The following is a 23,709-nucleotide window of genomic DNA, read 5'->3' as shown; positions in this document are numbered from 1 at the left end:
AAACCTGTCAAGTTTAGTTTGAGAACGTGTTACTAGGCTTCCACGTTCGACTACCAAAAATAAACGCACTTAAATAAGCCTAGACGTTGAATTTTTTTTGAATAGGCTGTACAATAGCGTTACATTGGTGTGTATGCTATCGCTTTGCGGTAGTCATATTCAGTTAAAAGTCGTTAGTGTTCCCGCACTAATGGCTTTTTCTATGCAATCATTTTCTATTGCAACCTCTCACATCATCATTCAGATAACGTGAGAACGCTCTAAGCCTAATGCCTGTTTATACTCGCTTAGTCGAGTTTTCTATATAAGCTTTTCATCCTGTTCTTCATGTACATCAATCTTGACTGCTTCAACAATCTCAAAGCTTTCCACATCATTTAAGACCACCGTCTGACCATCTTTAGTTGTAATTACAATGCTGTCAACATTCCCCTGCGCTGTTGCAAACTCGTTGAACCCTTCAAAAGTCTGTGGTACTGAAAAAATAATTTTGTAGTCTATCATTGTCTTCTACTCCTTTTGTTTTCATCATTTGTGGTAACTAATCTACTAATCCTCGATTTAGTCAAAGTACGTCAGCATAGCTTGTACATCTTCGTTTATCCTCCCTTATAAAAAGTCACGTAAGTTTTTTGCTACTGTACCAATATCTAATCCCAAATATTTTGAGGTTGTTGATAAATCTGAGTGAGCTAAGGCATGAGATACTAAGTTTATATCTGCCCCACGTTTCACCAAATTTTGGGCATACAACCTTCGAATGGAATGAGGATTAACGTTCTTTAAATTCCACTTTTTACTGTACACCCATAAATTTTTTGCAATTAAATTTGACGGTGAAACTGTATTTGAAATTGGTACGCCTATGTTTGAAAGAAAAATATAATCATTCTTTTCTCTATGTTCCTTCCTGACATAATCGTTTATTGAAATCAACTCTCTTAATAAAGTACACATTTCATCATCTAAAGGGAGAATCAATGGTCTATGCGCCTTCATTATCTCTCCTTGTAATTTCAAAAGCATATTATCAAAATCAATATTTTGCTCTCTCAACGCACCCAATGTTTTAATTCGAATACCTGTTTTGTATAAAAGTAAAATTGCTATACTATCACGTAATCCTGAATATGTTGATTTATCCAAAAGTGATAACAATACTGTTAACTCTTTTTCTGTAGCAGCTTCCTTAACGCTTGTATTTACTTTTATTTTGATGTTTTTCCAAAACTTCGAGTTATACCATCCGTTATCGTGACACTTGCTTAGAACGGCTTTAATTTGCTTTAAACGACCTTGTAGGGAAGTGTCCTTCACATTGTCGAAGCTTGATAAATATTGATAAATTTTTTCATTGTTGATTTCGTGGAGATATTCAACTTCGGTAACCTCAACAAAACGCTTAAAATTATAGTTATAACTATCAATTGTCCTTGGTCTTAATCCACTTAGTCGCCATTGTTGATTTAAAATTTTTAATGCATGTCCAATTTTTATATTTCTACTATCCATTTCATCAAAAGTATCAATTTTAACTATTGAGTTATCGGTTTTTTTTACCATTTCTTTCTTTGGTTCTTTTTCAGTTTTGATAGTCAATAAGCTTATATCAATGTTTGAGTTAACTTTATTGAATGATTTTGACAAACAAAAAACCTCCTAACATTTTTTTGTTAGAAGGTAAAAGTCACATCGAAAAATAGATGATTTTATTATTTAGTTCTATCCGTAGTTTTTTTCGCTACGCTTCTTAGAATCGAAAATTAAACTAAATCTTCACCGAAGAATAAAGCGATTTCGCGCTCTGCAGAAGCAAGAGAGTCAGAACCGTGGATGATGTTGTGAGAAACAGTTGTTGCATAGTCACCACGGATTGTACCTGGGTTAGATTCCTCAGGTTTAGTTGCTCCCATCATTGTACGAGCAAGCTTAATTACGTTTTCGCCTTCCCATACCATAGCGAATACAGGACCAGAAGTGATGAAATCAACTAGTTCCCCAAAGAATGGACGCTCAGCATGTTCAGCATAGTGCTTTTCTGCTAATTCTTTTGGAATTACCATTAATTTAGCACCTTTCATTACAAAACCGCGACGTTCAAAACGATCAACGATGTCTCCAACTACTTGACGCTCAACGCCATCTGGCTTAACCATTAAAAAAGTTTGTTCAATTGCCATGTTTAAAACACTCCTTAAGTTCTTCTAACAGGTTTTACACCTACCGATAAATATTAACAAAAAACGCGACTTTGTACAACAAAAAGCTAGAATTTGCGCTTACCCATAAACAATGCGACATCACGTAGCTTTTTCTTTACGGGATGTTTTGGTAAGGCATCTATTTCTTGTAAAGCTTTTTTCAAGTATTTATCACTCATACGATTAGCTTGCTCAATTGCATGAGATTTACGCACATAGTGCAACATATTTTGACGTTCGACTTCTGTTAATGTACCGGCAAATACTTTTACTAAATAAGGCTGCATCTCCGGATCATCCTTTAACAAGAGAATCGGTAAGGTAATATTGCCTTGTAGTAAATCACTACCCGCTGGCTTTCCTAGCTCCTTATCTGTTGCCATTATATCTAAAACATCGTCGATAATTTGGAAGCTCATGCCCACAAAGTAGCCGAAGCGCTTTAAATGACGTACAGTTTTAGCATCAACGCCTGCCGCCACAGCCCCTAACTCACAACTTGAGGAAATGAGTAAAGCTGTTTTGCGTTTGATTCTTCTAAAATAATCTTTTAAACCTTGATCTAGTCTAAATTTATCTTCAATTTGAATAACTTCACCGTTACAAATCTCAACCATGGTACGTGCTAAAATTTGATGAACTAGTGGGTCTTCTAATTTTGTAATATATTCGAGAGCACGTGCAAAAATAAAATCGCCCGTGTACATTGCTACTCGGTTATTCCATTGCGCTTTGACAGTTGGGCGTCCTCTTCGCATATTGGAATCATCAATAACATCATCATGGACAAGTGATGCCATATGAATGAGTTCTAAAGGGACTGCAACATCCTTCATCTTCTCAATGTCATATTCACCAAATTTTGCACCTAGTAATACAAAAATTGGTCGTATACGTTTGCCACCAGCTTGTAATAAATGGAGAGAAGCATCGTTGATCAAATATGAAGATGAGTCCACCGCATTTTCTAACTCTCGTTCAATGATATCGATATCTGATTTCAAATCGGAATAGAGTAGTTTTAACTTCATCTTTTCCACGTGTGAAAACCTTCCCCCATTAACGTATCTTTTTAAAGCCTATATGCATTGCCGCAGCCCCGCCACTGTATGCTTTGTACGTTACTTTTTCTAATCCTGCCTGCTCAAACAATGCCGCTAACTTTTTCATACCTGGGAAATCATTCGCAGATTCTTGAAGCCAAGAATACTCCTTGTAACTTTTCGCAAATATTTTACCAAATATCGGCATTATATATTTAAAATAAAAACGGAATAATTGACGGTAACCAGGAATTTCAGATTGAGATGTTTCTAAACATACAACCATACCACCTGGTTTTACGACACGGTGCATTTCCTTTAATACTTGCAAATAATCTGGTACATTGCGTAGACCAAAACCAATCGTCACATAATCAAACGTATCATCTGGAAAAGGTAATTCCATAGCATTTCCATGAATCAATTCAATTTGCGGATATGGTTGTACTTTTTTTTCGCCAACTTTAAGCATGTTTTGACTAAAGTCGAGTCCTTTAACTTCTCCACTTTCTCCAACTGCCTCAGCCAATGCGATCGTCCAATCTGCTGTACCACAGCAAACATCCAATGCCTTTGATCCCGGTTTGACAGCCATGTGTTTCATGGTATCGTTACGCCAACCAATATGCATTTGGAAACTAATAACACCATTCATTTTGTCATAATTATCCGAGATACTCTCAAATACTTCATGAACATGCTCTGCTTTCGTTTTAGCCATTTTGAAAACCTCTCTTATCCGTTAGTAGAAGCAATAGAAGCCTCTACATGTGCATGTAAAGCTCGTTTCACATCATTTTGTAAAAATGATGCACTCTCCACCATCTTTGACAGCTCTATTTTTAAATGCACTATTTTCTGCTTGATGACGCTATGAAAAGTTGTACCATGACGTTGAACACTTTCTTCAAGTGCCTTACCTATTAAAGACGATTGTCCACGTTGATAAGCTGTCATTTCTTTTTCTAAACGTAAAATCAATAAACTTTTTTCCATTAACGGTATATATTCACTAAAAGAATAAAGCTCGAAAAATTGAGCAATTAATCCTGATTCAATATTGCACATCGAAGCATACCATTGCTCGATCGTTCTTTGTTCAGCCTCATAAACCTTTATCTGGTTTTCACATCGTGTCACAATTCCTTGTGACAATTTTCGTATCAATTCGACATTTCCAGACATTGCTAATATTTCGTAATAACGACCACTATAAAAATCCCCAGCTAATACCGTTAGCTGCTGTTCTTTAGAAGTAGCATCTAATTCTTTTATATGATCGTGTGCCGCCAATGCCGCATACACAATGCCAACAGTAATGGCAGCCTCTTGTTGCTCCTGTTGCCACACTTCACCATTCAAAAATGGGACTAACAAATAAAACAATTGATTTTCATCTAGCACAGGCATTCCTGTGTATTTTTGCAAAGTTCTATGACGAACATCCATGAAAATCTCTGTTTTTAACTGGGCAATTGAATTTTGAATGTATGTTGCATTCATAGACCTTACTCCATTTCACTTTCAAATACGTTAATCCTATCTTAGTCTTAACGTTTGCTTACTGAGTCATTATAGCATACGCAACGATGCGGAATAAAAAAATTTTGCTTACTTCAAGAGGATAGGCAGTAAAGCTTTCCCATGAGGTGGGAATGCTACTGCCCATATAATTAGTTTTTCACAACTAACTCATTTATATGTGCCTAAATGGCACGGATAAAAACTATTATGAAACCATATCTTGTCTATTTATTATTTTTTTGCTTCACTATTAATCACACCATGTGCTGTATGAATCTGTGCTTTCCCTCGAATCTTCATCGCAGAAGTGTGTTCTGTAAATTGAGCAATCATAACTTCGCCGGCATCTAACTTTTCAGAATGATGGAACTTTGTATCTGTTCCACGCGTTAAACCAATGACATGTACACCATCTTCTTCAGCTTGAATAACAATATAATCTTGTGACATTCTTGTACACTCCTTAAATCCGACAAATTCTTAGTTCATCATAACATAATTAGACAAGCAATTTAAGACATTTGAATAAATGATAGAACTTCTCTACGTTTCACTTCATCTTCCTCGTAAACACCTCTTGCTACAGATGTTACGGTTTTGGAGCCTGGTTTTTTCAGCCCGCGCATGGTCATACACATGTGCTCAGCTTCAATCACCACATAAACCCCTTTTGGTGCTAGCATTTCCATTATTGTATCAGCGACTGAAGACGTAATACGCTCTTGCAACTGTGGTCGACGAGCAATTGTTTCTACTGCACGACCTAATTTGCTTAGCCCTGCCACAATGCCGTCATTCGGTATGTAAGCGACATGTGCTTTTCCATAAAACGGAACTAGATGATGCTCACACATCGAATAAAAAGGAATATCTTTGACAAGAACCAACTCTTCATGATCCTCGTGGAACACTGTTCTAAAATAGTCTTTAGCATCCTCATGTAAGCCACTAAACATCTCAGCATACATTTTGGCAACACGTTTTGGTGTATCTAATAAACCTTCTCGATTTACGTCTTCACCTACCGCCTCTAAAATCATTTTAACGGCTTCTTCTATTTTTAATAAATCTATATTCGACATTCAAAAAAACCTCCTGCATATCAAAACATTACACATTTCCCTATGCATCGTAGCACATCCAAAAGGTAAGCGCAAAATGACTTACTTGTTTCACAAAAAATTTGTTGCAAGTTAGCAAATCTAGCTTTTATATGATTATGTATTAATACTTGACGTTAAAAAGAGCAGTCTCCATGTTCGTTAACATGAAGACTGCTCTATGTAACTACTAGACGTGTATTATTTTACCGCGTCTTTAAGCGCTTTACCTGGTTTGAAAGCAGGCACCTTGCTAGCAGCGATTTCGATTTCTTTACCAGTTTGTGGGTTACGACCTTTACGAGCCGCACGTTCACGTACTTCGAAGTTACCAAAACCAATTAATTGTACTTTGTCACCCTTTGCAAGAGCATCTTGAATTGTATCAAATACAGCTTCAACTGCTTTAGAAGCGTCTTTTTTAGAAAGACCTGCAGCTTCAGCAACAGAGTTTACTAATTCTGTTTTATTCACACCATTCACCTCCTCTCAAAGGGTCATGAACCAATTCTGTAAAAAGAGTAACACATAGAAAACCGCTACGCAACTGTATTCATTCATGATTATAACCAAAAAATCAGTTTTTCACCCAAAAAATCAAAAAAAAGGACTTTTCGCATAAAAACGAAAAGCCCTTTACCTATTTTTTTACACTTCTTTTTAATTTTTATCACTATAAAATAAAGGTAACTAACCCACGATCCCCTTCATTTACCATACGTTCGATCGTTTGACGCATACGTTTTTTGGCAGTAGGTGGAACTGCATCCATTTTATAGCGAATACCTTCTTTTAATACTTCATGTAATGGTGTTCCAAATAGCTGTGTATTCCATAGTGCATCACGATCATGTAAATAAGCATGGTTCAAATCTTTTAAAAGTTGCTGACTATGGAACTCAGAGCCGATTAATGGGGCAAATTCTGAATCCATATCGACACGAATAATATGATAAGATGGCGCCTTCGCTTTCATTCGTACACCAAAGAAATTATTTTGCTTAATTAATTCTGGAGCTGTTGGCTCAAATTCCTGCATCATTGGTAATGTAACACCATAACCTGTCATATCCGCATCATGTATGGCACTTTTAAAGCGTTTTTGAGCTTCTTTTGCCTCAGCGGCTTCCTTAATAAATAGTAGCCAATCTTTTTTCGTTTCAATCGGTTCCTCTAACCATTCATTACAAACCGATTTATATAGTTCACCCTGTAAGGACACACGAATTACAGCTGTTCCAATACCCGCATCTACATGAACTACTTCACTTTGATCTATAAAATCAATAGCTTTAAAAGCGTCAGATGCTTGTTGCACATCCCTAATTTTCATAACAGAAGAAAGTACCTCTTCCATCGAATCAATCAGTGCAACATTTAATGGATGTGAGGCATCTAGCACGTCTAACCAATCTGGCTTCTCCACTTCAATTGTCCGGATTGGGAATTCAAATAGTGCCTCTTGTAAAATATACTGAATATCCGCTTCTCTCATTTGATCAATTGAAATGGCGATAACAGGAACATTATAACGTTCAAACAACTCATTACGCAGTTGAACAGTTTCTTCTCTAGCAGGCATTTGGCAATTAAGTAATATGACAAAAGGCTTGCCAATTTCTTTTAATTGCTCAACAATCTCTTCTTCTGCCTTCTCTGCAGCTCGACGACTAATACCGTTAACTGTTCCATCAGTCGTCACTACTATTCCAATATTCGCATGATCGCGAATTACTTTATCCGTACCTATTTTCGCTGCTTCCTGGAACGGAATAGGCTCTGTATGCCAAGGAGTATGAACAAATTTCGGACCATTTTCATCTTCATAGCCTTTTGTTCCTTCGATAATATAACCCACACAATCTGCTAAACGAATTTGAAATGGCATTTCATCATCACCGACCACAATACGGGTTGCTTGAGCAGGCACAAACTTCGGCTCAGCGGTCATAATGACTGGCCCTGGAGAACTTTGTGGCAACTCATCCTGTGCTCGCATTCTTTCTGTTTCATCCACAATGTTTGGTAACACGACGGATTCCATTACCTTTTTTACAAATGTTGATTTACCTACACGTACTGGACCGACAACACCAATATAAACATCGCCATTTGTTCGCTCTGCAATTTCTCTAAATACTGCTTCACTCAAGGTTTCTGCCTCCTTTATCTACGCTTTTTCACTATATGCGAGCTTGTAGACAAATATGAAAAAGCCCCTCACAAATGTAAGGAGCTTGTTTTATTATTCTTCTTTTTTCTTGGCGGCTTCGGCCTCTTGTTTTTGTCGTTCTTGGGCCTTCTTAACATCTGCCTTATAAGTGTCCATATCATAAACTGGCTCACCTTTCTCATCCACTGTATACGGAACAGAGTAGGCAGGTACTACAGGAAATTTATCGACAAGTAATTGGCGAATATCATCACCTGGTTTGACATCTGGCTTGTCTTCTTTTAGAAGTTGCCCTAAATCAATGGAATAATCTACATGCAATTCACCGTCTCCAGTCATAAAGAGCGGCAATTCGACGCCAGAATAGGGACTTTTCACAGTAACCTCTGTTTTATAGCCCAAATCCTTATAATTAATTTGGTACACATTATCAGATGTTGAACCTGTTATTGGTAAGTATTGTGTAGATAGTTTCCGAATACCTATTTCACGAATACGCTCTGCAGCATTTAAATCTACTAGTTTAACGGTCGCATCATGTTCTGGATCCCAAATAATATACTGATATATACCGCCTTTTTCATAGGCGTTTCCAGGGATCGTCGACAAATACTTCGGCATAAGCTTTTCAAAATCGATTAAATATTTGATATATAAATCTGTATCTAATTCGCTATTTTTAATGGGTACTAGCCCACCAGTTGCTTCCCGGTATTCATTAACAGCACGCTGAACAGCTGCTAGTTGGTCCACATCAGGCGTAACCTTCGCCCTTTTCTCGTCTTCTGGGTACGCACACCCGACTAACAATATGGCGGTTGCAATTACCAACAGAAAAGCACTTAGTTTTTTCATGTTACTGACACCTCGTTATTTATTATGCTGGCCAAGTGGCAACTATAAGTACCATTAAAAATGTGCCAAGTCCAAACAGTATGTATGCACATAAATTTACGATTGTTCGTAAAAATACATTTGAAATCTTGTTACGAGCTAAATAAATTAAGCCGACTGATATAATCATAAAACCTATACAATAAAACGATACCCACATTACATCTAAAGCAGGCATATGAGCTAACGGGCCCATTTCAAATAACCACCTTTCTTTCTATGTCAAGACACAATCAAAGTATATTATACTATGTGCCTTTGTTAAAAAGAAATAGTTGTCCCATAACTATCAAGAAATGGACAACCTTTTAAAATGCTTTCACTATTCAACTAATAGCACATAATAAGGTGTCTCAGTAGATTCACTAAGACACCTTATTTATGTCCGTTTCATGACAAATTTAATCATAAAAATAATATTAATGCTTCATCTCGTCAATTTCACGTTTTTTCATGCGCATCATAAGTGCATCAACAGCCACTTTCGGCTCTACATCATTAAAGAGTACGCTATAAAGCTCCGTAGAAATAGGCATTGCCACACCATACTTCTCTGCTAATTGATAGGCGGCCTTTGTAGTCCGGACTCCCTCTACAACCATTCCCATTTGATCAAGAACCTCTTGTAACTTCATGCCCTGCCCTAACATATTCCCTGCTCGCCAGTTCCTTGAGTGAACGCTTGTACACGTTACAATCAAATCTCCCATGCCCGTAAGGCCTGAGAACGTAAATGGATTACCACCCATTTTTACACCTAAACGAGTAATCTCCGCAAGCCCCCTCGTAATTAATGCCGCTTTCGCGTTATCACCATAATTCAAGCCATCTGTAATGCCTGCAGCTAAAGCGATAACATTTTTCAGTGCCCCACCAATTTCTACACCGATCACATCGTCATTTGTATAAACACGGAAGAATTGGTTCATAAATAGATCCTGTACTTTTTCAGCAGCGTCTATGTCTGCACATGCAGCTGTAACTGTTGTAGGATGATGAAGAACTACTTCCTCCGCATGACTCGGCCCTGAAAGCACTACAATTTCATCCACTTTTTCAGCAGGTAGGCTCTCTGCTAATATTTCAGAAATTCGCTTTAAAGAATCTGGTTCAATTCCTTTTGAAACATGTACAAATAAAACTTTTTTTGTTAATTCAGCCGTCAATTTTTCACAAACCTCACGAATTGCTTTTGTCGGCACAGCCACAACGATTGTTTCAGCATGTGTTGCTGCCTTTGCAATATCACTCGTAGCATGTAAATTTGTTGGCAATACCGTTTCAGGTAAATATTTTTTATTAGTATGCATACGGTTGATTTCTTCTGCCTGTTCAGCTCGATGTGTCCATACAAGCGTATCATGGCCATTTTCCGCTAGTACCATTGCCAGCGCAGACCCCCAAGAGCCTGCTCCTAACACACAAACTTTTTCCATAAAAAATCCTCCCTTATAGTGGGTTGTCTACACTAATTTTTTCTTGTAAAAAGACGCCACCCAACAAATATGTCGGGTTGGCGTATTGTATGTGTATGACTATAACTTTAAGCTCGTGCTCGTGTAATTAAACGAATCGGTGTTCCTTCAAAATCGAATGTTTCACGAATACGATTTTCTAAGAAACGTTCATAGGAGAAGTGCATAAGCTCAGGTTCATTGACAAATACCACAAATGTTGGTGGTTTAATCGCAACCTGCGTAGCATAGTAAATACGTAAACGACGACCTTTATCGGTTGGCGCAGGATTACGTGCTACAGAATCCTCTATGACTTCGTTTAAAATAGAAGATTGAATACGCATCGCATGATTCTCACTGACACGTTGGATAATTGGTAAAATCTGATGAACACGCTGTTTTGTATTCGCCGATACGAAAATAATCGGTGCATAGTCTAAAAATAGGAAATGCTCACGAATTTGCTGCGTAAAAACATTCATCGTTTTTTCGTCTTTCTCGATAGCATCCCATTTATTGACAACAATCACCACTGCTTTTCCAGCTTCATGTGCATACCCAGCAATTTTCTTATCTTGCTCCTGAATACCCTCTTCCGCATTCAGTACCACTAACACAACGTCTGAACGTTCAATCGCACGTAACGCACGCAAAACTGAATATTTCTCTGTCGTCTCATAAATTTTACCTTTTTTACGCATACCTGCAGTATCAATAATGACATATTCCTGATCTTCATACGCATAAGGTGTGTCAATTGCATCACGTGTTGTCCCTGCAATATTACTTACAATCACTCGATCTTGACCTAAGAAAGCATTCACTAAAGATGATTTCCCTACATTTGGACGACCGATTAATGAGAATTTAATCACATCATCTCCGTACTGCTCTTCATCTTCTTTTGGGAAATGTTTCGCACATTCGTCTAATAAATCCCCTAACCCTAAGCCGTGAGAGCCAGAAATTGGCCAAGGCTCACCGAAGCCCAATGCATAAAAATCATAAATCATTTCACGCATATCAGGATTATCAATCTTATTGACTGCTAAAACAACTGGTTTCTTAGTTTTGTATAAAATTTTAGCTACTTGCTCATCGGCTGCGGTTACCCCTTCACGACCATTTGTCATAAAAATAATAACGTCTGCTTCTTCAATGGCGATTTCGGCTTGTTGACGAATTTGCTCTAAAAACGGCTCGTCCCCAATTTCAATCCCACCTGTATCAATAATATTAAAATCATGTGTTAACCACTCTGCCGAACTATAAATACGATCACGTGTTACGCCTGGAATATCCTCCACAATAGACACACGCTCTCCAACGATACGGTTAAAAATCGTCGACTTACCTACGTTCGGACGACCTACGATGGCTACTACTGGTTTCGTCATCTGTACTTCATCCTTCCAACTTCTTGTCTTTCGCTATTATACACGAAAAATGCCATTATATCATATCATATCCATAAAGTAGAACGCTATGTATGGCTTTAACAATCCAAACGATTTATTTTCCCGGTTTTTTCATGTATTTTGAGAGCATGTGTGAAGGCTTTTTGAGGATAAATCCTTTGCTTTTTGAATCCTATCTACTATTTAATCCAAAGGTTCTATCCGTCACTTTCGAATTCCATTACTCCAACAAAAAAGCGAGGATACAATCTTGTATCCTCGCGTTCTTCTTATTTAAAATTTTTTAATTGATCGCCAATTACGTCTCCGAATGAGAAGCCTGTGTTTTCTTCAGGTAATTCGTAATCGATCACTTCTTCTGCTTCTGGATTTTCAAGTAATTCTTTAATGCTTAGCGCTAATCTACCGTCCTCAGCATTGACATCAAGGACTTTTACTTGTACATCTTGTCCTTCTTTTAATGCCTCATGTGGTGTATTAATGTGTTTGTGAGCAATTTGCGAAATGTGCACTAATCCTTCAACACCAGGGAAAACTTCCACAAATGCGCCGAATGATGTAAGACGCTTCACTTTACCTTCTAAAATCGTACCTTTAGCTGCACGTTCTTCGATATTAGACCACGGTCCAGGAATCGTTTCTTTAATAGATAATGAAATGCGTTCATTTTCTGGATCAACAGATAGAACTTTTACAGTTACACCTTGTCCTTCTGATAAAACTTCACTTACATCACTCACATGCTCGTGAGACACTTGTGAAATGTGGACAAGACCATCGATACCACCAAGGTCAATAAATGCCCCAAATGATGCTAAACGCTGTACTTTACCATCTAAAACGTCGCCAGCCTTGATTTGATTTATAACGTCTTTCTTTTGTGATGCCTTTTCTGATTCAACCACTGCGCGATGAGATAAAATAAGACGATTCTTTTCTTTATCAAGCTCAACAATTTTGAAGCTTAATGATTTGCCTTTGTAGCCCTCAAAATCATCGACAAAGTAGTCTTCTACAAGTGATGCTGGTACAAAGCCACGTACACCTAAATCTACGACAAGACCACCTTTAACAATATCCTTTACTTCCGCTTCAAAAATTTCTCCTGCGGTAAATTGTTGCTCGAGTGTATCCCATGCTTTTAAAGCATCCACTTTACGTTTTGATAGGACAAAATTTTCTTCCTCAACCTTTGTAATCATCAATTCTAACTCATCCCCAACAGAGATGACATCAGAAGCTTTCTCAATGTGTAAGCTTGATAATTCGCTGATTGGGATAATACCATCAAATGGTGCACCCGGAATTGATACAGATACTGCTTTTTCATCAACTTGCTCTGCAATACCTTTGACGATATCACCCTCGTTAAACGTTTGTTCTGCATAGTTCATTTCTTCAGACATATGTAACCCTCCTTCGCATCTTCCCTTACTATTTTATTCGATATTGAAGACAAAGACAAAAATAAATCCTTTAAATTCGAAAAATGTCTGAAATTTTAGGATTTATAGCATTTTTTCTTCTGCTAATTTTAAAATAGCTTGTGCTGCATCATCGATAGACAATGCTGTCGTATCTAAAAATATGGCATCTTCTGCTTGGATAAGTGGTGATGCTTCGCGTTCACTATCTTTTTTATCACGCAATGCAATTTCTTCCTGAAGTTTTTCAAGCGAAGAGTCGATTCCTCTTTTTTGATTGTCTATGAATCGTCTTCTTGCACGTTCCTCTACCGTTGCAGACATAAAAATCTTTAGCTCTGCATTTTTCAATACATGTGTTGCAATATCGCGGCCATCCATTACGACGCCACCATTTGCTGCCAGCTTTTGTTGTTGAGCTACTAATAACTCACGAACCTTTGCATGTGCAGCTACCTGAGAAACGGATGAAGTGACTTCATTTGAACGGATATCGGCTGATACATTATGACCATCTAAAAAAACAAGCTGCCCCTGTGGAGATGGCTTTAAATCGATGGTGCTAGCCGCTAGCATCTCCGCTAATTTTGCTTCATCATCTAAATGTATGTTTTGTTGCATCGCTTTATACGTAACTGCTCGATACATTGCACCTGTATCAATGTAAGTAAAATCAAGTGCCTCAGCAACAATTTTTGCAATAGTACTTTTACCGGCACCAGCAGGACCATCTATCGCAATTTGGATGTTTTTCTTCATATTCTTCCCTACTTTCTGTCACCTCATATTGTATCATATAACCTATAAAAAGCCCTCTGCTAGAAGAGGGCTTTTAAAAAATTACTATGCGGCATATTAAGCATTAAATGGATTCAATTCTTTACGTCGATTGCCTAACTGGCGCTCAAAGCAAAAGCGAACGATATGTTGCTGGTCTACATCATCTGAATCCGTCAGCTGGATTGTTGCAATTCGTTTAGAATCTTTTTCAAAAATACGCACGACAGTTGCCTCTGTTATTACGTATTTCACATCCCCATTGACAAACGGCAAGGCAACTGTTAATTTCACCTCATCGCCATCATCGAAAGCTACTTCTCCTTTCAAAATGAGGGCTAAGCCTCCTGCACTAATATCCGCAGCTACTAACTGATATTTGTGATCCTTGAACTGAACGGCCACATCCACTGGTGTTTCAACACGGACATATTCTCGACGTTGAATTTTGATAAATTCCTCTGGCTTTGGGCAATGCAACATAATCATAGGTATATGGCCCGCTTTACGACCTATTACCTCTGTATTAAAGGCAAATGATTGTTTGTCCTCGGTACGAAAGGTTGCTCTAAATTCAGAGCCATCTATCAAAAATGCTGTTTTCTTTGTCGCCATATTAATTGGATAATCAATATAAAGAATATGATCTTGTTGCTCTACAACCTTACAGCGGAATTTCTCCACACGCTCTGTATAAGTAGGTTCAAGTTGTAATTGTGTACCAATTTTAATCTCCATGAGCATCTCCCCGTACGAAAAATATGGTTTAATTATCTCATGAGATATTAATTTTGGCTATAAAAATTGGTAGTATTTTCTTATTATTAAGTTAAATATTCCACTTTTAAAACATTATGATTTTCTGCATCAATGACGATTCTAAATGTCTCTTGTGTTTTACCATCACGCAATGCAATGACCTCATAGCATAGACGTTGTTCAAATTCCCCATTATCCGTATAAATATTTTTTACTTCTTGGACTTGAATATCATCTTGGAAGAATGTTTTCCAATCGATTGGTTTTGCTGTTTGTTTTTTAATATTCTCTTCTTGAATGTATTCCATCGCGTTTGCACCCAACAACTCACCCGTATCTTTAGCTAATTTAAGTTGAACACCATCCGCATAAATTAAAGCGTTATCCCCTGGATGTACACGGGCAAATGTTACGTGCCAAGCCTGATGATTTTCGCGCGATTCCACATAGGCTACATCTTTCATGCCAAGTTTTTTGACATATTCTTCGGCTTTTTTGAGGATTTCCTCCTGTGACTGCTTCGCTTCATCAACAGGACGTTCCACTAAATAGGACAGTAAATGCCCTCCCTTTACCGTTAAATCCACATACCCTAAACGAATCCCTTGGTGGAATTGTATGTGATAGAACGGATAAGGTGCCGTGTCACTACTTTTTGTTACAGTAAATGTCGCGTCTTTAATAACTGGGAATAAATATTTCACCTTTTCTAACGCTTCTTTTTCCGTAATTTCGGCATCCTGTAAAGCTTTTAACTCAATCTTTTTTTGCCAGTCTGACTCAGATAATGTTAGCGGGAAATCCTTTTCTCCATAACCTTTTAACGTGTCCTTCACTTTATCAAAGTTTGTGTTTGGATTTTTATTATCCACTTGCTGCAGCCAAACATCCATTTTTCCATTATGTTTATAAAAATCGACAGTTGCGGCTGTCCAATCATCAGACAGCGCTTGTAAATTCGAAGAAACCTGTGGCATTTTTTCACGCCAAGCTACATAATCGCCTGTCTTTGCTGTTCTCTTCGCTTCATCGCCAAGTCGCCCTAAATAATTCATCCATTCATTTGATAGTTCTTGCCCTATCGGAATATTAGCAATTGAAGAACGAACTTCTGAGCTTAAACGCCAAACTGAATCTAATTCACTGTGAATTGCCTGCTCGTCTTGAAACAGTAGTGACTGCGATACTGATCGCTGTAGATGAGATAGTTTTTCAGATGCATCTGTTAACTTATCTGTATACTGTGCTAATACGGTACGTTGTAAATCTTCTTTATCTCCATGTAAATCAATACTATATGCCCCTAACCCGATAACAGCTATCGTTAAGACCACGAGCCAAGTTTTCATCTAAGTTCCTCCTTTCTATGAACAGAAAATATGCTCTCCAATTTGTTTAATTTGCGGACGTGACCAAATCCATTTACTTGTTGCTGTTTTCGGATTGAAATAATACAATGCATTTTCAGATGGGTCCCAGCCATTCATTGCATCAATAACAGCTTCTTTTGCTCTATCATTAGGCTCTAACCAAATTTGTCCATCTGCTACCGCTGTAAACGCTAAAGGCTGAAATATAATTCCGGAAATAGTATTTGGGAAATCAGGACTTTCTAAACGGTTTAAAATAACTGCGGCTACTGCTACTTGTCCCTCATACGGCTCTCCCCTAGCTTCTCCATACACAGCATTCGCCATTAACTGTAAATCACGTTCTGTATATTTTGGAGGAACTTGTGTCTGTGTTCCATTGTTATTAGTAGTACCACTACTATTTCCTCCGCCACTGCCAGCACCACTACCTGTACTAGTTCCTTTATTCACTTGCTGATCGAGCGGAATACCACCATAATAGGTAAATTGATTACCAGCATTTAATTGCGCTTTCACCCATTTTTCATCGTAATCAGAATAACCAGCTATAGTTTTTTTGGTCTTCGCTCCAGCGATACCATCTACTGGCAAACCATATTTCTCTTGGAAATTACGTAATGCCCAGTATGTGTTATAGCCAAATTTCCCATCAATTTTACTCTTATAAAAACCTAAGTATTGTAGCCTTGCTTGCAATTCAATGACATCATCTCCATAGGCACCACGAGTAATTTGCTGGTTACTAAATGCAATCACTTCATTTTGAGGAATCGCAATTATACTAATTCCTAATATCAAAGCAAAAAGTATGCTTACTAAACGCACTTTTATCACTCCTTTTTTTTATAGCTTGAAACAAATGAGGCAATTTATACATGATAAAAAAGAATAAAGCGTAGAAATCTTGACGATTTCTACGCTTTATATTTTTTTATGCATATGCAAATGTTGTACCAGATGGTAATGCGCTAGTTTCACTTTTCGTAAGCCAAACCACCATAAAAACAGCATAAACGGAATCATTAAATAAATCCAGTGACCTTTAAATGATAATATTGTATTGTATAGAATGTGAAGTACAATTGGTGCACAAAGCGCCATAGCAATCATTTCTTTTGTCTTGGCAAGCTTTGAAAACTTAGCACGTCCATAATAGTAGCCCATTACTACGCCAAATAATGCATGACTTGATACAGGTAATAGAGCTCGCATAAATGCTGTGTCCAAGCCAAAGGATAATAAATAAAGTACGTTCTCAATTGTGGCAAAACCAAGTGATATACTTGCCCCATATAATATACCGTCATATGGATCATCGAATTCTACATGATTGTAGATGGCTATTAATAGTACAAACCATTTAAAAAATTCTTCAATAACACTAGAAAAAAGAACGTCTTGAAGGTAAAAATATCGAAAAACTCCTTCCTCTGTTAGTACATATTGTAAAAACAGAATCGGGAACGTTAAAAATGCACCGTATAAAAATGTTTGCAATAAAGTTCTTCTTGGCTCCGTAGCCATTTGATTGCGCAAATAGAAATAACTAAAAAGCGCTAGACCGGGAGCAATGGCAGCAGATAATAAAATGATCATGATGCCGGCTCCTTTCAACAATAGACTGCTATTATTATACCATGTAATGACAAAAAAACTTTTTAAAAGGAGATTTTATTTTTCATGAAAAAAACAATTTTATTAATTCATACTGGCGGCACAATCTCCATGGCGATGAGTGCTGAGGGAGCAGTTATGCCCAACAAAGAAAACCCTCTCATGAAAGAGAGTAATAAACTTAATTCATTGGCGACCATTATTGAAATAGAAGCTTTTAACCTACCTTCTCCACATATCACGCCAACAGAAATGCTTCTATTACGCAACTTGATTATAGAGCAAACTACAGCCCAGCAAATCGACGGTGTTGTTATTACGCATGGTACAGATACATTAGAAGAAACTGCCTATTTCTTAGAGCTGACAACAAATTTAGCCATTCCCATCGTACTAACAGGTGCGATGCGCTCATCCAATGAGCTTGGAGCAGATGGCATTTATAATTTGATGGAGGCAATCCGAGTAGCAGTCGATGATGAAGCTCGGGACAAAGGCGTTCTAGTTGTTATGAATGATGAGGTACATCTTGCCGTCAATACAACGAAAACGAGCACAAGTTCAGTCAATACTTTCCAATCCCCACAATATGGACCAATCGGGCTTATTACAAAATCACGTATTTTGTTCCATCATGCGCCAATTCGTCGTCAATATGTAGACGTTAATAGTTTATCTAAACGCGTAGCTATGCTAAAGGTTTATGCTGGTATGGAAGAAGATTTACTTGATGTCGTGCTCGCATGTAAATATGAAGGTGTGGTGCTTGAAGGATTAGGACAAGGAAATGTCCCTCCTTCTGTTGTAAAAGGCATTGAGAGCTTGATCCAACGCAATATCCCTGTAATCCTTGTTTCCCGCTGCTTTAATGGTATCGCAGAAGGTGTCTATGGATATGTTGGTGGCGGTAAAATGCTGGAAGACTTAGGTGCAATATTTGCCACGGGTATCAATGGTCAAAAGGCACGATTAAAATTATTAATTGGACTGAACACAACTGGAAGTCCTTTAAATTTAAAGGATTTTTTCCTGTAGAATCAATGTATTCATATGGAGCACTTGCTTATGCCTCGGTTATTTGTTCATAATAGTGCAGCACTTCATGAAGACGTACAAGGGCGTCTTCGAAATCGGGCTGAATGACTGCGAATTGAAGGAATCCTCTTTGGCGTAAATATGGGCTATCACCATGAGCCAAAAGTCCATTTAAGGCTAAATCGATGTGTAAGTTTGAGAGTGTTTCTGGCAGTTGAATCGTTATAAGCATTGGGTACTGAGTTGTTGGTAATTGAAAGTGCATATATGGTAGCTGCAGTAGCGCCTCAAAACGTTGCTGTAGCTGCGCATAGCGGACTGGATAGGCTTGTAATGACTCATCTAAATTTCCGAGCAACACGGCTGGAAGCGTAAAGGGTATGGCGCCTTGGTGGTAATTTGCTAAGTCCAAGTATGCAGGCAATGTAGTGGTGGATTGTGCTAAATATTGTGAAAATACAAATGCTAGCCCACTCATTGCCCCAATTGCTTTCCCACTCACTGCGGTAGCTAAATAACAGTCCTGTAACGAAAATGGCATAGCCCCAAACGTACTGATGCTATCTACACAAAGTTTTACATTATAACACTTTGCCAAATGACCAAGACTCTCTAAATCATTGCAAGTCCCCGTTGAGGTTTCCCCATGCACTACCAACATCCACTGATATGCTCCATTTTCTAGCAACGATGCTATTTTCTCGTAATCAAAAATTGTTCCCCATTGTTGTTCTGCTGCATCAAAATCTAAAGACCAACGGACCGCTTGTTTTCTTAACCGTTCACCAAATTCTCCATTTGTTAAAATAAGACCTTTTCCTAGTTGCTGAGCGTGTAGTTGAGCAAGCATCACTTCATTGGCCAAAGTTCCAGTTCCAACGATTATTCCAACATGCTTAGTATTCGCTAAATGTAGTAGCTGTTGTTGTACTCGTTCATAGATTGCCTTAAAATTTAACGAACGATGCGATAAATTGGTATAACCAATTGTCTCCAATTGCTTAACAGGTCCAGGATAAAAAGTATAGTCATCTTTTGCAAGCCTACGTTGTAGGTCATGCTCAAATACATCTCTAGTAAGCACCATTGGTAAAAACTGTGCATCCTTTGCTCCAACAGCTGGTGCAAATTGTTGAAAGCCCATTTGCTTATAGAGCTTTTCTTCACGCGTTGTTCCTGAAATTACTGCTGCGGTGTAGCCCTTTTCATAGGCAAATGTGTTTAAAGCTTGTGTGAGCCTCCATAGGACTCGCCCAGTTCGATAATTTTTTTTCACAGCAAGTAGACGTATTTCACAAATCTTGCCACAAATCTCTTCCGGTAAAAATTGCTCTACCTTACCAATTTTTTCATCCATCGAAAAGGGTCTTTGATCTCTAAATGCTACCATTCCGATTAATTCTGTTTTTTTATACACTACTATATATGTATTTTCCTGATGGAATCTGTCAATTTTTAGTCTTTGCTTATTGGGCTCATGCTGTGGAATTTCTTCCACAAATGTCTCATAATTTAATCGCGCAATCGCCTCATACTCTTCATTTGTTTGAGCTATTTTACACCAATACATCTCGTTACTTCCCTCTTTTCCATGACTCCTTAATATTAGACATATGTCTTATGATCATACACACGATTGCAATAATCAAAAGTGCATAGGCCTCTAATTGACCCGATTGTATGATAGCGCCAACATAAAAAATAAAACCTCCAACCATGCCTAATGTTAAGCTCCTTGTGCATATAAGCACGGCCGCCGTACCTGCAATCATCCATAAAAACAAGCTTGTTGATAGAGCGAGGCCAACTCCAATAAAAGTTGCGACTCCTTTTCCTCCTTTACATTTCAGCCAGAATGGATATAAGTGCCCTGCAATGACACAGGCTGCTCCACTAACAATGACCCATTCTTCTAAATGCCATAAGCGCCCTAAACTTACCACCAGTGCACCTTTCATGGTATCACCTAGAAATGTCATAAAAAAGGCCTTCTTGCCAAGGACGCTTCCCGCATTGCGCGCACCTAAGTTTTTACTGCGTTCTTCCTGTAAATTAACACCATATATCTTTCCAACGAAAAATGCTGTCATGAAGTTTCCTATTAAATAACTGAAGAGCAAATACAAACCAATCAATCATATTCCCCCTTGCTAAAAGGCTGTATAAGCTACATGCCTATACAGCCTCACCTTTATCCTTTTCTTTGAGCGATAGTTTGTGCGATGCAATCCCCATGAAAACGTCCATTTTCAATAAAAATTTCGTTGGCGTTATTTCCCGCGGCAATGACGCCTGCGATAAACAATCCTTCCACATTTGTTTCCATCGTTTCTGGTGTAAAATAAGGGCGACCCGTTTCTTCATCAATATTGACGCCCATAGCTTTAATAAAGGAGTGATCAGGATGATAGCCAGTCATAGCAAAGACAAAATCATTTTTCATCACCTTTTCATGGCCATCTATTGCTAAGACTACTTCATGCTCACGTATTTCTAACACATTCGTATTAAAATTCATGTCAACTTCTCCTGTTTTGACTACTCCTTCAAATTCAGGTAATACCCATGGCTTAATACTTGGAGAATATTCATGTCCTCTATAGGCAACCGTAACACGAGCACCAGCCTTATTTAATTCCAACGCTGCATCTATAGCTGAATTTTTGCCCCCAATGACAAGAACATCCGTATCAAAAAATTCATGTCCCTCTTTAAAATAATGGAAAACTTTAGGTAATTGTTCTCCATTGATATTTAAATAATTAGGATGATCATAGTAGCCTGTTGCAATAATGACATAAGGCGTTTCATAACTATCCTTATCTGAAGTAACAGTAAACATACCATTATTTTTCACAACACTTTGCACTTTTTCAAAGCGGTTAACTTGAATATTTTTTAATCGAACAACTTCTCGATAATATACAAGGGCTTGATTCCGTTTGGGCTTACGTCCCTCAATAATAAATGGCACATCGCCAATCCCTAATCGTTCACTTGTACTAAAAAAAGTCTGGTGGGTAGGGTAATGATAAATCGCATTTACGATATTTCCCTTTTCAATAACGATGGGTTTTAATCCAATATTTTGCAAAGCTATTGCTGCTGCTAAACCGCATGGGCCTCCTCCAACAATAATCGCATCTGCTTGCTGCATTTCTTGACACTCCAATCGAATATGGACAGCTATAGTTGCTGTTCCTTGCTTACATCCATTATTAAAATAGACGATACCTTTTTATTATACGCCTTCTAGCAAGTTTTGTTTGTTTATTTACTCGAAATATCAATGTCGATGATATGACATTGTGGTTTGGCACCAAGTCGCATTGGCAATAATGTAGTACCATAGCCATTACTAACTAAAGTCATAACACCATCTCGCTCTCGATAAGAACCATTAGGATGGACACCATATGGACCAAATCGAATCTGTCCTCCATGTAAATGTCCACCCATCATTAAATCAGCACGGTACTTGGCACGGACTTTCTCAAAAACACCTGGATTATGCGCAATAAAAGCAACTAGATCATGCTCTTCTACTTTTTCAAATGCTTTTTCAAAGCTATATTCTTTAACTGTTGTATCCTCAATTGCACTAAGCCAGAAACGGTTTTTCGCAGGTAACAGCACCGCATCATTGACAATAATTTGAATATGATGCTGCTGCAATATGCTCTTAAGCCTCTCCTCTCCCACTTCTCTGTCATTATTTCCCCATACAAAATAAGTAGGTCCAATAGAAGTTAATAATTGTAAATTCTCATGAATACGTGGAATGGGTGTGCGATTATCTGCTAAATCTCCACCAATAATGACAGCATCAAAATGTCCTGTTAATTGAGCAATCATTTTTTTATTAATTTTACGTAAATGAACATCTGAAATAAAAAATAAACGTAGTTTTTCCGGCGCTCCCTTTAATAGTAGCTGGTGATGTAAAACATTGTTTTCATGTGCCACCTTCAACATATAAATCAGAAAGACGACCACTACGATAAGCAATAGCCCTATATATAGCATTCCCTCACTTCTCCTTACGACAGCAAAAAGACGATTCGTTTCCTATGAAGAATCGTCTTTTTACTAAATCAGACGTACGTTTTGGTGTGAACGTTTGTCCTTTATTTTATACTAGCTAAACTATATGACCATTATATGGTTTTTGTCTAAGGAAGTTTAATTACTTGCCCAACCATAACTGTATTTGAAGACATACCATTGGCAGCACGAATTTTAGCTAAAGTCGCTTCACTGCCATCACCATAATGATTTAATGCAATACGGAATAAGTTCTCATTTGCTTTAACAGTATGTGTACTTGCTTTAGTATTTTGTTTTGCTTCTTCCGCTTTTTTTGCCTCTTCAGCTTTTTTCGCTGCCTCGGCCTGTTGCTGAGCTATTCTTGCCTCCTCAGCTTTGCGAGCTTCTTCCGCTTTACTTGCTTCTTCCGCTTTTTTTGCCTCTTCAGCTTTTTTCGCTGCCTCAGCAGCTTTTTGGTCAGCTGCTACTTTATCAGCATTTTCTTTAGATGGTTCGTTTGACTTTTGATCAGCTTGCTCGCCCTTGTCTTTATTTTTGTCCTTGTCAGATGCAGATGCCTCTGAAGAATCCATTTCGACGACCTGTTCACCTGAATCTTTCTCAGCTTGCTCTATTGTTTTCCCTGGCTCGTAAAACTTCCAAAAATAGACTAGAATTGTTAATGGAATAAGGATAAATATAACAAAAAGAATCGTCATTAACGGTGTTTTCCGTTTCGGATTTTTAGGCTTTTGTTTCTTATCTCCATTTTTATTCATTCTGGAAACTCTCGACAAAGTTTGCTGTTCGTTTTGTTCATCTTCAAATGATTGACGATGTTCTTCTATTTTATCGCGATAATCTTCTTTACTCATTTGTCTTTCCCCCAAA

Annotated in this window: 26 protein-coding genes; 1 reads left to right on the top strand and 25 read right to left on the bottom strand. The window is 37.9% G+C overall.

Features of this window, described 5'->3' with window-relative positions:
• Nucleotides 1-300: 300 nt before the first annotated feature.
• The 20 genes from A2J09_RS03195 to prsW all read right to left on the bottom strand — a co-directional run bounded on the left by A2J09_RS03195 (nt 301) and on the right by prsW (nt 17,739).
• Nucleotides 301-504, bottom strand: a complete 204-nt coding sequence (locus A2J09_RS03195; protein ID WP_012293622.1) for a hypothetical protein — start codon at nt 502-504, stop codon at nt 301-303.
• A 105-nt stretch (nt 505-609) separates the two neighbouring features.
• Entirely contained in the window at nt 610-1,647 is a 1,038-nt protein-coding gene (locus tag A2J09_RS03190) for a tyrosine-type recombinase/integrase (protein WP_012293621.1), read from the bottom strand.
• A gap of 116 nt (nt 1,648-1,763) precedes the next feature.
• On the bottom strand, nt 1,764-2,180 hold the full coding sequence (ndk, locus tag A2J09_RS03185; protein ID WP_012293620.1) for a nucleoside-diphosphate kinase: 417 nt from the start codon (nt 2,178-2,180) through the stop codon (nt 1,764-1,766).
• A gap of 86 nt (nt 2,181-2,266) precedes the next feature.
• Nucleotides 2,267-3,241: a heptaprenyl diphosphate synthase component II gene (hepT, locus tag A2J09_RS03180; protein ID WP_012293619.1), complete on the bottom strand. Its 975-nt coding sequence runs from the start codon at nt 3,239-3,241 to the stop codon at nt 2,267-2,269.
• A gap of 19 nt (nt 3,242-3,260) precedes the next feature.
• The gene (locus A2J09_RS03175) at nt 3,261-3,965 is read right to left on the bottom strand and encodes a demethylmenaquinone methyltransferase (RefSeq protein ID WP_012293618.1); all 705 of its coding nucleotides are present in this window, start codon (nt 3,963-3,965) and stop codon (nt 3,261-3,263) included.
• Between the two features lie 14 nt (nt 3,966-3,979).
• Nucleotides 3,980-4,747, bottom strand: coding sequence for a heptaprenyl diphosphate synthase component 1 (locus tag A2J09_RS03170; protein ID WP_012293617.1), 768 nt, complete (start codon nt 4,745-4,747; stop codon nt 3,980-3,982).
• Nucleotides 4,748-4,999: 252 nt separating this feature from the next.
• Nucleotides 5,000-5,218: a trp RNA-binding attenuation protein MtrB gene (gene mtrB, locus A2J09_RS03165; protein ID WP_004232621.1), complete on the bottom strand. Its 219-nt coding sequence runs from the start codon at nt 5,216-5,218 to the stop codon at nt 5,000-5,002.
• A 62-nt stretch (nt 5,219-5,280) separates the two neighbouring features.
• Nucleotides 5,281-5,850: a GTP cyclohydrolase I FolE gene (gene folE / locus A2J09_RS03160; protein ID WP_012293615.1), complete on the bottom strand. Its 570-nt coding sequence runs from the start codon at nt 5,848-5,850 to the stop codon at nt 5,281-5,283.
• Between the two features lie 219 nt (nt 5,851-6,069).
• Nucleotides 6,070-6,342 (bottom strand): HU family DNA-binding protein, encoded by a 273-nt coding sequence (locus A2J09_RS03155; RefSeq protein ID WP_004232618.1) that lies wholly within the window; start codon nt 6,340-6,342, stop codon nt 6,070-6,072.
• A gap of 199 nt (nt 6,343-6,541) precedes the next feature.
• Nucleotides 6,542-8,020, bottom strand: coding sequence for a stage IV sporulation protein A (gene spoIVA / locus A2J09_RS03150; protein ID WP_031417971.1), 1,479 nt, complete (start codon nt 8,018-8,020; stop codon nt 6,542-6,544).
• Between the two features lie 93 nt (nt 8,021-8,113).
• On the bottom strand, nt 8,114-8,896 hold the full coding sequence (locus A2J09_RS03145; RefSeq protein WP_031417970.1) for a YphF family lipoprotein: 783 nt from the start codon (nt 8,894-8,896) through the stop codon (nt 8,114-8,116).
• 22 nt (nt 8,897-8,918) lie between these two features.
• A complete protein-coding gene (locus tag A2J09_RS03140) occupies nt 8,919-9,131 on the bottom strand; it encodes a DUF2768 domain-containing protein (RefSeq protein ID WP_008180416.1) in 213 nt (70 codons plus the stop codon).
• Between the two features lie 223 nt (nt 9,132-9,354).
• Nucleotides 9,355-10,371: an NAD(P)H-dependent glycerol-3-phosphate dehydrogenase gene (locus A2J09_RS03135; protein WP_012293609.1), complete on the bottom strand. Its 1,017-nt coding sequence runs from the start codon at nt 10,369-10,371 to the stop codon at nt 9,355-9,357.
• A gap of 107 nt (nt 10,372-10,478) precedes the next feature.
• Nucleotides 10,479-11,789, bottom strand: a complete 1,311-nt coding sequence (gene der, locus A2J09_RS03130) for a ribosome biogenesis GTPase Der (RefSeq protein WP_031417969.1) — start codon at nt 11,787-11,789, stop codon at nt 10,479-10,481.
• Between the two features lie 290 nt (nt 11,790-12,079).
• Entirely contained in the window at nt 12,080-13,216 is a 1,137-nt protein-coding gene (rpsA, locus tag A2J09_RS03125) for a 30S ribosomal protein S1 (protein ID WP_012293606.1), read from the bottom strand.
• Nucleotides 13,217-13,318: 102 nt separating this feature from the next.
• The gene (gene cmk / locus A2J09_RS03120) at nt 13,319-13,993 is read right to left on the bottom strand and encodes a (d)CMP kinase (protein WP_012293605.1); all 675 of its coding nucleotides are present in this window, start codon (nt 13,991-13,993) and stop codon (nt 13,319-13,321) included.
• 96 nt (nt 13,994-14,089) lie between these two features.
• Complete coding sequence (locus A2J09_RS03115; protein ID WP_012293604.1) at nt 14,090-14,749, bottom strand: flagellar brake protein; 660 nt, start codon at nt 14,747-14,749, stop codon at nt 14,090-14,092.
• Nucleotides 14,750-14,835: 86 nt separating this feature from the next.
• Nucleotides 14,836-16,119: a PepSY1/2 domain-containing protein gene (locus A2J09_RS03110; RefSeq protein WP_031417965.1), complete on the bottom strand. Its 1,284-nt coding sequence runs from the start codon at nt 16,117-16,119 to the stop codon at nt 14,836-14,838.
• A gap of 15 nt (nt 16,120-16,134) precedes the next feature.
• Complete coding sequence (gene sleB, locus A2J09_RS03105; RefSeq protein WP_012293602.1) at nt 16,135-16,968, bottom strand: spore cortex-lytic enzyme; 834 nt, start codon at nt 16,966-16,968, stop codon at nt 16,135-16,137.
• Nucleotides 16,969-17,064: 96 nt separating this feature from the next.
• Nucleotides 17,065-17,739, bottom strand: coding sequence for a glutamic-type intramembrane protease PrsW (gene prsW / locus A2J09_RS03100; protein ID WP_012293601.1), 675 nt, complete (start codon nt 17,737-17,739; stop codon nt 17,065-17,067).
• Nucleotides 17,740-17,823: 84 nt separating this feature from the next.
• Here prsW and A2J09_RS03095 point away from each other — a divergent pair, with 84 nt between their 5' ends.
• Entirely contained in the window at nt 17,824-18,792 is a 969-nt protein-coding gene (locus tag A2J09_RS03095; protein WP_012293600.1) for an asparaginase, read from the top strand.
• Nucleotides 18,793-18,820: 28 nt separating this feature from the next.
• On the opposite strand, the gene A2J09_RS03090 is transcribed toward A2J09_RS03095, so the two are convergent.
• From A2J09_RS03090 to A2J09_RS03070, 5 genes are all read right to left on the bottom strand, one after another.
• Nucleotides 18,821-20,362: an aminotransferase class V-fold PLP-dependent enzyme gene (locus A2J09_RS03090; RefSeq protein WP_012293599.1), complete on the bottom strand. Its 1,542-nt coding sequence runs from the start codon at nt 20,360-20,362 to the stop codon at nt 18,821-18,823.
• Between the two features lie 4 nt (nt 20,363-20,366).
• Nucleotides 20,367-20,927 carry a glycerol-3-phosphate acyltransferase gene (locus A2J09_RS03085; protein ID WP_036161153.1) on the bottom strand — a complete coding sequence of 187 codons (561 nt, stop codon included), beginning with the start codon at nt 20,925-20,927 and terminating at the stop codon, nt 20,367-20,369.
• Between the two features lie 56 nt (nt 20,928-20,983).
• Entirely contained in the window at nt 20,984-21,949 is a 966-nt protein-coding gene (locus tag A2J09_RS03080) for a YpdA family putative bacillithiol disulfide reductase (protein ID WP_012293597.1), read from the bottom strand.
• A gap of 113 nt (nt 21,950-22,062) precedes the next feature.
• Nucleotides 22,063-22,818, bottom strand: coding sequence for a metallophosphoesterase (locus A2J09_RS03075; protein WP_012293596.1), 756 nt, complete (start codon nt 22,816-22,818; stop codon nt 22,063-22,065).
• A 146-nt stretch (nt 22,819-22,964) separates the two neighbouring features.
• On the bottom strand, nt 22,965-23,693 hold the full coding sequence (locus tag A2J09_RS03070) for a LysM peptidoglycan-binding domain-containing protein (RefSeq protein ID WP_036161149.1): 729 nt from the start codon (nt 23,691-23,693) through the stop codon (nt 22,965-22,967).
• Nucleotides 23,694-23,709 lie beyond the last annotated feature (16 nt).

It is taken from the genome of Lysinibacillus sphaericus (assembly GCF_001629735.1).
Lineage (GTDB): Bacteria > Bacillota > Bacilli > Bacillales_A > Planococcaceae > Lysinibacillus > Lysinibacillus pinottii.
The sequence above is the reverse complement of the archived record's forward strand: the minus strand, read 5'-3'. Positions and strand labels throughout refer to the sequence as shown.

Coding starts and splice junctions, on each gene's coding strand:
- A2J09_RS03135 (WP_012293609.1), bottom strand. CDS start 10,371: ATGGAAAAAGTTTGTGTGTTAGGAGCAGGCTCTTGGGGGTCTGCGCTG.
- A2J09_RS03115 (WP_012293604.1), bottom strand. CDS start 14,749: ATGGAGATTAAAATTGGTACACAATTACAACTTGAACCTACTTATACA.
- prsW (WP_012293601.1), bottom strand. CDS start 17,739: ATGATCATTTTATTATCTGCTGCCATTGCTCCCGGTCTAGCGCTTTTT.
- A2J09_RS03140 (WP_008180416.1), bottom strand. CDS start 9,131: ATGGGCCCGTTAGCTCATATGCCTGCTTTAGATGTAATGTGGGTATCG.
- rpsA (WP_012293606.1), bottom strand. CDS start 13,216: ATGTCTGAAGAAATGAACTATGCAGAACAAACGTTTAACGAGGGTGAT.
- A2J09_RS03070 (WP_036161149.1), bottom strand. CDS start 23,693: ATGAGTAAAGAAGATTATCGCGATAAAATAGAAGAACATCGTCAATCA.
- ndk (WP_012293620.1), bottom strand. CDS start 2,180: ATGGCAATTGAACAAACTTTTTTAATGGTTAAGCCAGATGGCGTTGAG.
- der (WP_031417969.1), bottom strand. CDS start 11,789: ATGACGAAACCAGTAGTAGCCATCGTAGGTCGTCCGAACGTAGGTAAG.
- A2J09_RS03095 (WP_012293600.1), top strand. CDS start 17,824: ATGAAAAAAACAATTTTATTAATTCATACTGGCGGCACAATCTCCATG.
- A2J09_RS03075 (WP_012293596.1), bottom strand. CDS start 22,818: ATGCTATATATAGGGCTATTGCTTATCGTAGTGGTCGTCTTTCTGATT.
- A2J09_RS03195 (WP_012293622.1), bottom strand. CDS start 504: ATGATAGACTACAAAATTATTTTTTCAGTACCACAGACTTTTGAAGGG.
- folE (WP_012293615.1), bottom strand. CDS start 5,850: ATGTCGAATATAGATTTATTAAAAATAGAAGAAGCCGTTAAAATGATT.
- A2J09_RS03090 (WP_012293599.1), bottom strand. CDS start 20,362: ATGTATTGGTGTAAAATAGCTCAAACAAATGAAGAGTATGAGGCGATT.
- A2J09_RS03110 (WP_031417965.1), bottom strand. CDS start 16,119: ATGAAAACTTGGCTCGTGGTCTTAACGATAGCTGTTATCGGGTTAGGG.
- A2J09_RS03080 (WP_012293597.1), bottom strand. CDS start 21,949: ATGCAGCAAGCAGATGCGATTATTGTTGGAGGAGGCCCATGCGGTTTA.
- A2J09_RS03145 (WP_031417970.1), bottom strand. CDS start 8,896: ATGAAAAAACTAAGTGCTTTTCTGTTGGTAATTGCAACCGCCATATTG.
- A2J09_RS03175 (WP_012293618.1), bottom strand. CDS start 3,965: ATGGCTAAAACGAAAGCAGAGCATGTTCATGAAGTATTTGAGAGTATC.
- mtrB (WP_004232621.1), bottom strand. CDS start 5,218: ATGTCACAAGATTATATTGTTATTCAAGCTGAAGAAGATGGTGTACAT.
- A2J09_RS03170 (WP_012293617.1), bottom strand. CDS start 4,747: ATGAATGCAACATACATTCAAAATTCAATTGCCCAGTTAAAAACAGAG.
- cmk (WP_012293605.1), bottom strand. CDS start 13,993: ATGAAGAAAAACATCCAAATTGCGATAGATGGTCCTGCTGGTGCCGGT.